Origin of the sequence: Nocardia gipuzkoensis, from assembly GCF_021183645.1 — a bacterium.
GTDB lineage: Bacteria > Actinomycetota > Actinomycetes > Mycobacteriales > Mycobacteriaceae > Nocardia > Nocardia abscessus.
In genome coordinates this window covers 869,437-882,341 of the sequence record NZ_CP089225.1, presented here as the reverse complement: position 1 = coordinate 882,341, position 12,905 = coordinate 869,437, and the positions used below count along the sequence as shown (strand labels likewise).

The 12,905-nt window shown below is 66.8% G+C and carries 12 protein-coding genes and 1 pseudogene; 5 read left to right on the top strand and 8 right to left on the bottom strand.

Going from position 1 to position 12,905, the window contains the following annotated elements:
- Nucleotides 1-130: 130 nt before the first annotated feature.
- Nucleotides 131-1,174, top strand: a complete 1,044-nt coding sequence (locus LTT66_RS04120) for a hypothetical protein (protein WP_233063952.1) — start codon at nt 131-133, stop codon at nt 1,172-1,174.
- Here the strand turns inward: LTT66_RS04120 and LTT66_RS04115 are convergent.
- A complete protein-coding gene (locus tag LTT66_RS04115) occupies nt 1,126-1,788 on the bottom strand; it encodes a DUF3159 domain-containing protein (RefSeq protein ID WP_195098152.1) in 663 nt (220 codons plus the stop codon). The genes LTT66_RS04120 and LTT66_RS04115 overlap by 49 nt on opposite strands.
- A gap of 368 nt (nt 1,789-2,156) precedes the next feature.
- Here LTT66_RS04115 and LTT66_RS04110 point away from each other — a divergent pair, with 368 nt between their 5' ends.
- Nucleotides 2,157-2,603, top strand: a complete 447-nt coding sequence (locus LTT66_RS04110; protein WP_233063951.1) for a MarR family winged helix-turn-helix transcriptional regulator — start codon at nt 2,157-2,159, stop codon at nt 2,601-2,603.
- 38 nt (nt 2,604-2,641) lie between these two features.
- On the opposite strand, the gene LTT66_RS04105 is transcribed toward LTT66_RS04110, so the two are convergent.
- The 6 genes and pseudogenes from LTT66_RS04105 to LTT66_RS04080 form a co-directional block, all read right to left on the bottom strand.
- Nucleotides 2,642-3,226, bottom strand: a complete 585-nt coding sequence (locus LTT66_RS04105) for a hypothetical protein (protein WP_233063950.1) — start codon at nt 3,224-3,226, stop codon at nt 2,642-2,644.
- An 851-nt stretch (nt 3,227-4,077) separates the two neighbouring features.
- Nucleotides 4,078-4,149 carry a hypothetical protein gene (locus tag LTT66_RS04100; protein ID WP_233068984.1) on the bottom strand — a complete coding sequence of 24 codons (72 nt, stop codon included), beginning with the start codon at nt 4,147-4,149 and terminating at the stop codon, nt 4,078-4,080.
- Between the two features lie 124 nt (nt 4,150-4,273).
- Nucleotides 4,274-4,600: a hypothetical protein gene (locus LTT66_RS04095; RefSeq protein WP_233063948.1), complete on the bottom strand. Its 327-nt coding sequence runs from the start codon at nt 4,598-4,600 to the stop codon at nt 4,274-4,276.
- A gap of 8 nt (nt 4,601-4,608) precedes the next feature.
- On the bottom strand, nt 4,609-5,367 hold the full coding sequence (locus LTT66_RS04090; protein WP_233063947.1) for a transglutaminase-like domain-containing protein: 759 nt from the start codon (nt 5,365-5,367) through the stop codon (nt 4,609-4,611).
- 61 nt (nt 5,368-5,428) lie between these two features.
- Nucleotides 5,429-6,289, bottom strand: a complete 861-nt coding sequence (locus tag LTT66_RS04085) for a helix-turn-helix transcriptional regulator (protein ID WP_233063946.1) — start codon at nt 6,287-6,289, stop codon at nt 5,429-5,431.
- Between the two features lie 132 nt (nt 6,290-6,421).
- Nucleotides 6,422-6,685, bottom strand: a pseudogene (locus tag LTT66_RS04080) (cation transporter); the annotation flags it as partial.
- A gap of 1,166 nt (nt 6,686-7,851) precedes the next feature.
- On the opposite strand from LTT66_RS04080, the gene LTT66_RS04075 reads away from it, so the two are divergent.
- The 3 genes from LTT66_RS04075 (at nt 7,852) to LTT66_RS04065 (ending at nt 11,722) form a co-directional block, all read left to right on the top strand.
- Complete coding sequence (locus LTT66_RS04075) at nt 7,852-8,958, top strand: Hsp70 family protein (RefSeq protein ID WP_233063945.1); 1,107 nt, start codon at nt 7,852-7,854, stop codon at nt 8,956-8,958.
- Between the two features lie 160 nt (nt 8,959-9,118).
- Complete coding sequence (locus LTT66_RS04070; protein WP_233068983.1) at nt 9,119-10,126, top strand: AurF N-oxygenase family protein; 1,008 nt, start codon at nt 9,119-9,121, stop codon at nt 10,124-10,126.
- Between the two features lie 6 nt (nt 10,127-10,132).
- A complete protein-coding gene (locus LTT66_RS04065) occupies nt 10,133-11,722 on the top strand; it encodes an FAD-dependent oxidoreductase (RefSeq protein ID WP_233063944.1) in 1,590 nt (529 codons plus the stop codon).
- Nucleotides 11,723-11,785: 63 nt separating this feature from the next.
- Here LTT66_RS04065 and LTT66_RS04060 read toward each other — a convergent pair whose 3' ends face one another.
- Nucleotides 11,786-12,547 carry an SDR family NAD(P)-dependent oxidoreductase gene (locus LTT66_RS04060; protein ID WP_181721303.1) on the bottom strand — a complete coding sequence of 254 codons (762 nt, stop codon included), beginning with the start codon at nt 12,545-12,547 and terminating at the stop codon, nt 11,786-11,788.
- Between the last annotated feature and the right edge of the window lie 358 nt (nt 12,548-12,905).

The following is a 12,905-nucleotide window of genomic DNA, read 5'->3' as shown; positions in this document are numbered from 1 at the left end:
ACTGTCGGCGGTATTGGCGGCGGTCCTGGGATGCGCGATGGCCGTACCGGCTGCGACAGAGCCTGCCCCCGCTGCGGCCGCTCCCGACAGCAGTGTCGCGGATAACCTTGCCTGCGGCTGGAGCCCGCGGATGGGTGCAGGCACGGTCAACGCCGCCTTCCCGGACACATTCGCAAACTATTGGACGACTATCCTGCCAGCGATTCCCGGGGGGATCCTGACCATCCGTGGCACCTTTCCCCATGCGCGGTACATGTCGTTTACGGCTTACTCCAAGCGAGAGGTGATCGGAGCGCTCAATGATCAGGTCATCACCGCCGATGCCGGCAGCGTCAACCCGTTCGGCAGCGGCGCCGATCGCGAGGCCTCGGCGCGCGAGTACACCGTTCGCGTCGTAGTGGGCGCGCCGCCTCCGCAGCCGGAGGCCAACACCCTCTACCTGGGTGAGGTCACGGGCGTTATCCCAGTCGCCTACCGCGTCTACCGGCCTGACACGGGGCTCGATTCCACGGGCGGCACCAATCTGCCCCACCTCACCTTCGCTCTGTCCGATGGTGTGGAGCACGAGCTGTCCGACTGTGTCGCTGACGCCACGATCTACGATCCACACGCCCTGAATCCGCCCGGACCGGTGCGGCTGCCCGCCCGAAGGACATCACCGCACGGATCGGACTGGATACCTGCCGCAGGTGGCGGCTACTACCCCAACCCGGACAACAAGTACCTGGCCACCCTCCTCGAGCCGAACCGAGTGGCGGTGATCCGGGGAAAGCTGCCGACCACCCCGGCCACGTACCAAAAGCAGTCGATAATGGGCTCGGGGCAAGTGCGGTACTGGTCGCTGTGCAGCAATAACCCCGTCTCGACCGCCGTTGCCGCATGCGTCGTCGATGACGAGACGACTATTGGCGCCGACGGCTTCTACACCATCGTTGTGTCACCCTCGAACGATCGGCCGGCGAACACCACCGGCGGCTGCGGCATCGGATGGCTGCCCAACGACTCCGGATCGAACCTGTTGATTATGCGAAATATGCTGCCGACCAAGGATTTTCGGCAATCGATCCAGAACGCTGATCCCGCCGACCCGAAGTCGGGCATGGGGCCGTATTACCCCGAGATTCGTTACACGTCCAAGGCCGAAGTAGAGGCTGCGGGCTGCCCGGCCCGGTAAGCGGCATAGCCGCGGCGCAGAATCCGCAGGTTGACGCACACCATGACAGTGAACAACGGAACCCCTGCGAGTAGGTGCGCGATCCCGAGAGCGACAACATTGTTCGCGAAGTACAGCGGTATGTGCACCGCCGTCCGCAAGCCGATTATGGCCGCCCAGACGGCGGTGCACTGCCGATAAGCCCGCAGCAAGTTCCGGTCCCGACGCCATGCCGTCCCGCCGACCACCGGCCCGACGAGCACACCGACAAGAGGACGGCGTCCCAGCAGCGAAAGCAGCAGAAGCACTCCCCATGCCATGCCGCGCAGCATGTGCGGCAGATAGAAGTCGACACCGCGGCCTGTGGTGACAGCCAGCAGCCCCGACAACACTGCGAGCGCGAGTCCGCCGACGGCTTGTCGTGTGGGCTGCCCGAAGATCATCCGAGCTGATACCGAGCCGCCACCCCAGATCAATGCCGACCACACCGAAACCGGCACATCCTGAGTCACGGCATACACCACGCCATACAGCAGATGCGGCGACGCCACGTCCAGCAGACCACGTTTACCAGCGACAACATCCGTGAGCGACAAGTCCGGCGACGTGATCAGCGCGGCGAACCCGATACGCATTCGGGCAATCCGGCCCGCCAATGCCTCACGCATAAGCCGCGACTACCATACGACCCGTAGTCTGCGCAGACCGGGCGCACCCCTGCCAGGCTTGACCGGCGACCCCGGCGGGCATTCACCCGACATGCGCGAACATCGCGATCGACACCAGCGAGTGGAGGGCGATCGCACGGCCACGGTCAGCACCCTGGTGCGCGATTCCGAGGGACTTTCGAGTGAATACTTCGTGAAATGCATGATCGACCATCCATTGGGGGGCCTGCGGAGGAGCGCGGAACAGCACTGCTGTGGGGTGACGGATTCGTCCTGGTCGCCGCCCGACTATTATGCAAGGAACCTGCCATATTGCAAGTGGCAGAATACGCAGGGTGAGCGAACCCCCCACCAGCCCTCCCTCGGCCGCGCCACCAGGCTTGGTTTACCGCCTTGCCCGTTTGAACAGCCTGAAACTGTCTGAAGCGTTCGCCGACAACGGCATGCCTGATCTACTCCCACGGCACGCCCTGCAGTTGCTCCCTCTCCTGTTGGGTGGCGGTGTGCGGGCGTCGGATCTGGCGGCCAAGCTCGGAGTAACGCGTCAAGCCGCCGCGCAGGTCGTTGGGACACTCGAACGCGCAGGCTACCTCACCCGGATCGACGACCCCGGCGACCGCCGCGCGAAGCTGGTCTGCCTCACGCCACGCGGCCGCATGGCCACCCGCGTGCTGCACCGCAGCATGCGAGCACTGGAACGAGACTGGGAGAGCGTTCTCGGCCCAGAGCGGATGACCGAGCTGCATCGCACCCTGACCATTCTGGTGAACAGACAGGGCTGAACTGGTCCGGCCACACACCGCGGTTGATGTCCGGACACCTAGCTGTCGTCCACTCGAGAACTGTGCCAGTCGACATCACGCACCACTTCACGCATCTTATCCGCGGCGCCACGAACCTCGTCCACCGCAGTTCCGAGGGTCCTGTCTATGGCCTCGGCCAGGTCTGCCTGGGTTCGGAGCGGAATCCTGTTTCCAGCGCCCACGGACGCAGATTCCAACATCTCGTTGAGGGACAGAACGGAGTCCTCGATGCGCCCGAGCGACTGACTGAGGACGGTCGAAACCTTACCTTTCGCATCGCTCACGGCCTCGGAAGAATTGGCTATCAACTCCCTTACGCCCTCTGCCCTTTTGACCACATTCATATATCTGTGGTGAAGGAGAGAATTTCCACTGATCTCCTCCAGCCTGTCCAACCGCAACTCGTGCCGCTGCACGAACACTGCCTGGGAGGGGTCGGCCGGAGTGCCTGGACGCAGCAGGTCCGCTAGCCTGTCGATCGCCGACTCGCCCGTTTTTATAGCGCATCTCAGGAACTCTGAGTATTCGCCGACCGGGAGATGCAGAGGAAGCTCGATATCGCGAGTTATATACCTGGGGAAAGATGTCGCTTCGTCAGCCACAGCCGTCGATCCCATCTGTGCGATGGCAATCGCATCCGGCGCCCGCTGATGCCGCCCAGTTCGCAGATTCGCTGCGATGCGCGATGCCGATCAAGTCGATTCGAGTTCCCGGTTCACCGGAGAGCTTCGCCGAGAACCCACCGATGGGGGCCGCGCCGATGACCGCATGCATCGCGGCCAACCCTGCCGATCGTCCACCAGGCCGATGGGGGCACACCGCCGTGGCCGGTGCCGCATCGCCGACAAGGCCCTTGTACTTACACACGACCATCTCCTCTGCAACGACTGCTGGATTCGCCAGATATCCACATTATAGGCAAGATGCTTGTCTATTCTATCCCATCTGCGCCAACCCTCCGCCGTCTGTGACGCGGCGCTTGGACCAGCCTGTCCCGAGTTGTCAATGCTGCGTGCCTGCGTCCACTTCCGGACGTGGCCGCGGGGTCAGGCGACCGAGTCGTTGCGGCGGCGCCGGTGATAGGTCCGTTCGATCCAAGTGACCGAGTATGAGATCCCCGATAGGGGCCGGCTCGCCGCCTGAACTACACACCCCGCGAGTCAACCGACACGGGGCAGTCCCGCTGTAGGGGTCGAATGAGCTGGGGCAGCCCGGCTGCTGGTGTTCGGAGCGCCGAACGACGGACCGTGACCGATAACGCCCACGTGCACATGACCGGCGCGCGTGGGCGCGGATTTTACTTCGGTGCCACGCTCGCAACGGTGTCGGCATGCCGGGCTGGCAAGGGTCCGTGTTCAATCGGTTTGCATTCCCCGGATCATCTTGTGGAGTCGGCCCGTAGGACCGGAAGCTTCCCGTGATCAAGTGTCGCGAGTTGGTGGTGACTAGTGGTTCAGATAGGCGAGGGGGCCGATGAGGCACCGGGCCGGAAATAGCCGCACCATCCCCGCGTTGTCGCGTTCACGCGCCGCACCAGGTCATCGAGGGGCTGGTTCGGTTCGACCGCCGGATCGTCCTCAGTTTCCGCTGCACGGCCAGCACGGCCTTCTTCGACGGATACGTAGGTGGGCAGTAGTCCTGTGCGGCGCTCAGTCTCCTATTTCGTGGACGACGGCCTCGGCGCGTGCGTGCAAGACCTCGTGCAGGACCATTCGGGACATGGACGTGTTCGACATGTGCCCCTCCAAGGTGAGCACCATGTGCGCGGCGGCGCGGCGGCATTCCTGGACCAGGTCGACGAACGCCGGTGGGAGTAGTCCGCTCTGCGGTGATGGTTCATGGAACACGGTGGCCAGCTCGTAGCCGAGTGACCTGGCGGCGGCCCGCAAAGTGTCCTCACCCGCGTCACGGTCGCAATCATGGATCAAGTCATCGCGCATGTACCCGTAGGCGAGAGGTAGCAGTGCAGTCATCATAGATAGACCTACTTACCCGCGCGGCTGCTCGGAGACGTGCGGAGTCGGGCTGCCGAGGGGCTGCTGGGGGTGCAGGATCGGACGGCGGCGGCGTTGCGGTTCATGATGTGCCGGATGTGGTGGTTGAACAGCCATGCGCGGAGGCCGCGGATGTTGGTTCCGTGTTGGCGGTAGAAGGTGTCGGGGTCGTGGTAGGTGCCGTAGTCGTTGTTGACGCCGGTGGATTGGATGGCGGTGTCGGTGCCGTTCCAATCGATGGGTGGTTGGGTGAGGTTGGTGGTGCCGACGCCGTAGCCGAGGAACCGGTCGCGTCGGTCGGGGAATTTGGCGCGGATTCCGTCGAGGTATGGGCGGTCGAGGATGACCCCTTCCAGACCTACCCACCGTCGCTCGTGCTGCACTTCGGCCCAGCTGTGGATGATGTCGCGGGGTGCGATGTGGTAAAGCGCGCCGGTGAGGATGCCGCGTTGCAGGCTTTTGTGGATGGTCGCGCCGTGGAAGCGGGTGGGCACGTCGAGGGCGCGCAGCAGCGCCATGAGCAGGGTGGTTTTGGTGTTGCATTGGCCGTAGCCGTCGGCGAGCACGGCGGAGGCGGGGATGTCGTCGGAGGCGTTGTAGCCGAAGGGGATTTCGTCGCGGACGAAGGTGTAGACGGCGGCGATGCGGTCGGGTGTGGGCAGGTCGGTCCAGCCGCGCTCGCCGATGAGTTGCTGTAGCCGGGGGTGGTTGTAGTCCAGGAACGTGGTGGGGCGCAGGTGGGGGTCCATGATCTGACGGTAGGTCGGGTCGGGGTCTCGGGCTTGAATGTTGCGGTCGTTGTGGGTGCGCTCAGCTGCCGCCGAGGAGTGTGGTGTTGTAGAGCAGGGTCGAGGGCGCCAGCCCGAAGTTGGTGCGGAACACCCGGCTCAGGTGTGCCGAATCGCTGAACCCGGCGTGGCTGGCGGCGGTGGTGAGGTCGGCGCCGCGGCACAGTTCGTCGACCGCGCGTTGGATGCGCATCCATAGCACGTAGCGGCGGAAGGGGATGCCGATCTGCCGGGAGAAGGTGTGGGTGAGCCAGGTCGGCGAGACGTTTGCGTGCTTGGCGGCCGAGGATAGCCGTGGTGTGCCAGAGATTTCGCCGCGGAGGTAGGCGAGGGCTTGCGCGACGGGCGGCGCGAGCGGTGCCGCGGGGATGGCGTCGATGCCGAGGGCAGTGATCAGACCCTCGCACCAGGCGATGGCCTCTTCGGCGGTCATGTCGGTTTCGGGTGGCGCGAACGTCGCGAGTTGCTGTGTCAGATCGGTGCCCGCCAGGTCGACGGCGCGGTGCTGTAGGCCGGTGCCGCGGCGACCGGAGCGGTCGATCAACACCAGGGCGATCCGCCCGCCGTGGGCGTCGAATCGATGTGCGGTGTCGGCAGGGATGAGGGCGGCTCTGACCTGCCTGCGATGCTCGCCCAGTTCGATGTCGAGCTCGCCGTCGAGGCCCCAGACGAATTGGATTGCGTGATGGGCATGCTCGTCAGCGGCCGCACCTGGGCCGAGATAGACGATGACGCCGGGTGCGACGATGACCCGACCCGCCCACCTCGGGGGGCAGCCGACGCGCCGGGTCGACGGCTCGGGCGGGCGGGCGGTTGCGACAGGCCCGGTCATGGCGTCGCGTTGGCCGCCTGCATCGGCGGGTGCGGTGGGCTGACTGGTCATCCCGAGTGGGTTGGGCTACCAGGACAGCCGCTTGCAGCGTTCGGCCATGCTGGCGGCTTCGACCTGCAGGGTGTGCGCGCGCGCCGTGGTTGAGGTGGTAGGAGTCGGCCAGGAGTTCCGGTGCCGCGACCATTCCGCGCGGTACATCCCGTAGGAGCGGTCGACCCGCCGGGGCGCGGGGCGGGCCACCAGGATCGCCACCAGCGCCATCACGACACCGAACACGTGCGCGGAATCCGACAGCAACGCCAGCGATGAGGTCGACAACCCGACGACGAGCTGGGTCACGAACGTGACCAGACCCAAGCCGATCGCCAGGATCAGCCGCCGCACATATTTCCCGGAGGCGCTACCGGCATCCGCCACCGACACCCCGTGATCATGCCCTCGCCCCATGTCGACCTCCTCGCGCACCCGTGCCGACCTCTGTCCGCGCATCACCTTTCATCGCGCCGCGATGGAACATCCCGCCCGCCGAAAGCATGGTAACATTCGCATGTGACATTCTAATGTGGGAGGTTGTCCACGATGTCTGTTCAATTGCCCGTGCTGGCAAGCCGAGGCGAAGCTGGGACCTGACCGGAGTTCGATGGTTGTTCTTCGCGCCGTTCGCGGTCTACGTCGTGCATACCTTGGAGGAGAGACCGGGGTTCGCGGCGTGGGTGTCGCAGCATATCGCGCCGATGTCGATGGAGGCCTTCGCCCTCGGTCACATCCCACTGATCCTGTTGATGCTGTGGTGTTCCTGGCGGGCGTCCCGGCCCGAGGCGGGTGCGGGTTGGGTAATCGCGGCCGTGGCGTTTGGGGCGCGGGACTGGTATCGACCCGTATCAACCGGTCTGTATTCCCCTGATCGCATCTTTTGGTCGCGACCGGTTTCCCTGGCGGGGTCCGCCGCTGGTGAAACCCGCGGCCTCGAATGCCGTCCGGCGGCGATGATGGCGAGCATGAGCCTGCTCGGATCATTAGGAGACAGAACCTGGCGGGTTCGAGGGAGCCCGGCGCGTCCTCGCTTGGCTGAGAGATGCAGCGCTGGAGGGTTGCTGTGAGATCGGACATTTCGGTGCGCGCATCCCTTCCCCGGCTGTGTCGCGATTGTCCGCCGGGCCCGGGCGTGCGTGGCTGCCGTAACGACGATCGACTCGGCCCCTGCGGGCGGTGCCGGAGCCACTGGCATCGCCCGCTCGACAGACTGTCGCCTCGGTTAATATCCCGCACCTTCCTGTGCTGACTCGTCGCCGCGAGTCTCCGCATGTGGGAATGGTTCGCCGATCGAGGCTCGGCCTGGAAGCGGGAAACCGGCAAACTTCTACCGGGCACCGTCTATCCCCGCGTGTCGCAAGGAAATCCGACTGGACGGCATGCGTAGCGCTGGTGTGCCAGGTGAGGGTGTCGCGGAGCGCGCACGCGGCGCGGTCGCGGACAGGCGGCTTGCGGACAATCGGTTGTCCGGGGTTGGCATGAAGATCGCGGAGTGGTTGCCTGGACGACGTTCGAAGCAAATCGGCACGGCGATCGGGTGGATTGCGATGGCGGTTGGTCTCGGGTTGAGCATCGGTACGGTGAACACGGTTTCCGTTCTCGCGGAGGAAGGTTCGGCCAAAGCTCCGCCGGGGCGACGCAAAACGCAGCGCCCGCAGACCATCACGCGGCGCACCACGCTGACCTTCGACAGCACCGGCGTGGCGAAGGTCGGCATGATTCCCCGACACGGTCGCGCGGTCACCGAATTCGCTGACCTCACGCAGCGTTCCAGCACGTGGGCGCGGGTTGGCAATCGCGCGCTCGCACCGGCGGACCTCGTCGCCACGGTGGCCAAATGCCTGGTCGGCGAGGCGGTGCAGGATCAGCCGCCGGGTGCCGCCGGGCTCGGCATCGCGCTGACCTATCCGGCCCGCTACGCCGATGAGCAGGTGGACGCGCTGCGTGCGGCACTGGACGGGGTCGACCTCGGGCAGGTCGCGCTGGTCGCCGAACCCGTCGCCGCGGCGGCCTGGCTGGAAGCCGACCGCGGTCCGCTGATGCCCGGCCTCGCGCTGGTCTACGATCTCGGCGGCGCCGGGCTGGACGTCACCTTGGTCCGCGTGGGCGCCGGGTGCCCGCACAATCCGATCGTCGGCGTCTCGCTGCGGTCGACCGAATTCGGCGGACGCGCGTTCGGCGCGTTGATCGCCGCGCATGCCGGACCGGGCCTGACCTCGAACTCGGTCTCGGAGTCGGTCGCCGACGGCATCGCCGGTGAGCTGCGCGCCCGCCATGTCCGGGAGTCCATCGAACTCGTCTACCGCTGTCTGCGGGTCGCGGACGTGACCATGGCCGACGTCGACTGCGTCCTGGTGGTCGGAGGTGCGGCGCGACCGGCGGAGGTGGCCGAGGTGCTCGCCGCGGAACTGGCCAGGCCGGTGATCACCGCGCCGGACCCGGAGCGGACCACCGCCGACGGCGCGGCGATCATCGGCAGGCGGGCGGCTGCCGCGGCCGAGGCCGCGGCCGAGCTGCGCCATGCCAGGCGCCGCCGTGCCCGTCGTCGCGCCGCCACGCGTGCCCTGATGCTGTCGCGCCGCACCCGGCGCAGGCTGGGCCGGGTGATGGTCGTCACCAGCACGTCGGCGGTCTTCGGGTTCGGGACCTCGATCTTGGCGGCCGGGGACGGGGTGCTGGTGAGTTAGGCACAGGGGGGCCGCGATGAAACAGGGCCGTCCGGCGGTGCGCGTGATGAGGGCGCGCATCGCCGGACGGCCCTAGCAACTGTCGGGTTGACGTAACTCTCCGTTGGTGTAACTATGGGATACAGTTAAACGGTTCCATCGAGGAGAGGCAGTGACGACGATGTCCGCAGCCGTGACACCCGCAGTCGATCCCGATCTGGAGAAGGCGCAGGAGTACGCCGCGAAGCTGCTGCTGCTCTCCGAGGGATCGGTCAACAAGCACTTCGACCCGTTCGAGGACATCGACTGGGATAACCCCGACTTCGCCGCCGACGCGGGCGAAGAGCGCTGGATCCTGCCGGTGTCCGCCGACACCGTGGCCCGCCACCCCTGGTACCAGGCGCTGTCGCACGAACAGAAGATCGCGGTCGGCAAGTACCGGCAGGCGAACATCGCGAAGGTCGGCCTGCAGTTCGAGTCGATCCTGATCAGTGGCATGGTCATCCACAACTTCGGCCTGCCGAACGGTTCGCCGGAGTTCCGGTACTGCTCCCACGAGATGATCGAGGAGCACAACCACACCCTGATGTTCCAGGAGATGGTCAACCGGATCGGGCTGGACGTGCCCGGCATGGGCCCGCTGGTCAGCAAGTTCAAGTACCTGGGCGCGCCCGTGGCGGCCTGGTTCCCGAACCTGTTCTTCATGGCCGTGCTGGCCGGCGAGGAACCGATCGACCACATCCAGAAGCAGATTCTGCGCTCGGGCGAGGACGTGCACCCGATCATGCGCGGCGTGATGGCCATCCACGTTGCCGAGGAGGCCAGGCACATCTCCTTCGCGCACGAGTTCCTGAAGAACCATGTGCCGCATGCGAAGCCCGCGCAGAAGTTCGTCCTCTCGCTGGCCATGCCGATCGTCATGTGGATCCTCGGTCGCGCCATCGTCACCCCGCCGCGCTCGTTCTTCACCGAGTTCGACATCCCGGAGAAGGTCCGCAAGGAGCTGTTCTACGGCTCGAAGGAGGCCAAGCAGGTCTTCAGCGACTACTTCTGCGACGTGCGCGCCCTGGCCAAGGACATCGGGCTGATGAACCCGGTCGCCAAGGCGGTCTGGAAGGCGCTCGGGATCGACGGTCCCAGCACCCGGTACCGGTCGGAGCCGCTGCGCGCCGCGAGCAAGGTCGCCTGAGCCGGTATGCCGTACGTCGTCACCCAGTCCTGTTGCAGCGACGCGTCCTGCGTGTACGCCTGCCCGGTCAACTGCATCCATCCCACGCCCGACGAACCGGACTTCCGGACGGCGGAGATGCTGTACGTCGACCCGAAGGCGTGCGTGGACTGCGGCGCCTGCGCCACCGCGTGCCCGGTCGACGCCATCGTGTCATCGAAGAAGCTGACCGCTGAGCAGAAGCCGTTCATCGAGATCAACGCCGATTTCTACCGGCAGACCCGGCCGCGCCCGCTGCTGGCGCGCCCGGTGCCCGCGGCGCGGATCGACACCGAGGGCGCGCCGCTGCGGGTGGCGATCGTGGGGTCGGGGCCGTCGGCGATGTACGCCGCCGACGAACTGCTGACCCAGCCCGAGGTATCGGTCACCGTGTTCGACCGGCTGCCGGTGCCCTACGGGCTGGCCAGGCACGGCGTCGCGCCGGACCACGACAAGACCCGCAAGGTCGGCGAGCTGTTCGACGTCATCTCGGCGCAGCCGGGCTTCGGTGCGTACCTGAACGTCGACATCGGCGCGCACATCTCGCACGCCGAACTGCTCGACCACTTCCACGCGGTGATCTACGCGGTCGGCGCGTCCTCCGATCGCAAGCTGGGCATCCCGGGTGAGGGTCTGGCGGGCACCGTGCCGGCCACCGACTTCGTCGCCTGGTACAACGGGCATCCCGATCACGCCGACCACGCCTTCGATCTGTCCGCCCGGCGCGCCGTGATCGTCGGCAACGGCAATGTGGCCCTCGACGTCGCCCGCGTGCTGACCAGCGACCCGCAGACGCTGGCGAGCACCGGCATCGCGCCGTACGCGCTGCGCGCGCTGCGGGAGAGCGAAATCGAGGAAGTGGTCGTGCTCGGCCGGCGCGGCCCGCTCGAATCCGCCTTCACGGTGCCGGAATTCGTCGGCCTGCTGGGCTGCGATGTGGACATCGTGGTGGAGGGCGAGCTGCCCGAACGCGGCCCGGAACTGCCCTTCCACGTCGAACAGAAGCTAGGTCTGCTGCACAGTGCGCGCACGCGGCCGGTCGGGGAGCGCAAGCGCATCGTCTTCCGCTATCTGTCCGCGCCCACCGAGATCCTCGGGACCGATCGGGTGACCGGCATCGAGGTCGGCCGCAACGAGCTGGTCACCGATCCGGACGGTCGCGTTCGTGCCGTCCCCACCGGGGAGACCGAGCGGCTGGAGGCGGGCCTGGTGCTCACCTCGGTCGGCTATCGCGGTGTCGCGCTGCCGGGTCTGCCGTTCGACGAGCAGGCCGCGGTGATCCCGAACGTGGACGGCCGGGTGGTCCTGGAACGCGCGGGCGGGCCGGTGGTCACCGGCACCTACGTGACCGGCTGGATCAAGCGCGGGCCGACCGGTTTCATCGGCACCAACAAGTCCTGTGCGCAGGAGACCGTGCGGCAGCTGGCCGCGGACTTCAACGCGGGCCGCCTGCCCGAACCCGCCGGTACCGCCGCGGAGTTCGATCGGCTGGTGCGGCTGCGGCAGCCCGCCGTCCGTGCCGGTGGAGCAGCCGCGGCACGCCCCGGCCGCGTTCGCCGCTTGCTGGCCCGCGCCTGACGAACCCCGCCTCGGGATACCCCGGTCACACCGGTATCCCGAGGCGGTCCCACGTTCCGGAGTTCAGCGCGCGGTGAAACCGCCGTCGATGGCCAGCGCGGCGCCGGTGACGAAACTCGCTTCGCCGCTGAGCAAGTAGGCGCAGAACGAGGCGATTTCCTCCGGCACGGCGATGCGGCCCACCGGGTGCAGCGCCGCGATGGCGGCCACCCCTTCGGGCGTCGCGCCCATCGAGTTCCGGAACGCGGGCGTGTCGACGGCCCCCGACACCAGCGCGTTGACCCGTACGCCCTGGTCGGCGGCCTCGAGCGCGACGGCCCGGGTCAAGCCGACGACTCCGTGTTTGGCGGCCACGTACGGCGCCACCGAACCCATGCCGACCACACCGAGATTCGACGCGTTGTTCAGGATCGCGCCGCCGCCGGAGGCCGCCAGCGCCGGAACCTGATGCCGGAGCCCGTAGAACACGCTGGTGAGATTGAGCTCCAGGTCGGCGCGCCAGCCCGCCTCATCGATCTGCGCCACCGGGCCGAAGGCGTGCACGGCGCCCGCGTTGTTGAATGCCGCGTCCAGGCGACCGAATTCGGACACCGCGGCGTCGGTCAGCCGGGCCACATCCTGTTCCACCGTGACATCGGTCGGCACGAACAGCGCACGGCCACCGGCCGCGCGGATGTCCGCGACCATCTGCTCGCCCGCGTCCTTGCCCCGTGCGCCGAGCACGACCGCGGCGCCTTCGCTCGCGACCCGCATCGCCACCGCTTTGCCCACACCCGAGGTCGCCCCGGTGATCAGTACGACCTGCTCGGCGAATCGTGTTGCCATCGTCGGCATTCCCTTTCCGTTTGCGCGATCTCACCTCCGTGGTGGGATCCGCTGTCGAGTCAAGCCGGGCGCACGCGGCGATGCTGGCGCGAATCGGACGTCTAGTTGATGCGTCATTAATTCGCGGCAGGGCTGCCCTTCGCGCCATTGAACGGCGCTGGCAAAGTGATGGTTACCGACCAGTTGGTGTCTGTCACGAGGTGTGTTTACGCGGGGATAAACAGTCCGCTGGTCGGATTGCAGCCGGGATAACGAGATCGCTGTAAGGTAGCGGAATTGAAGGGGGTGCAGTACGTCTGGCGGTGTCGAGCGGACTGGACAGTTGAGTCGACTCGTATTCACCTGGTAATTCGGGCGA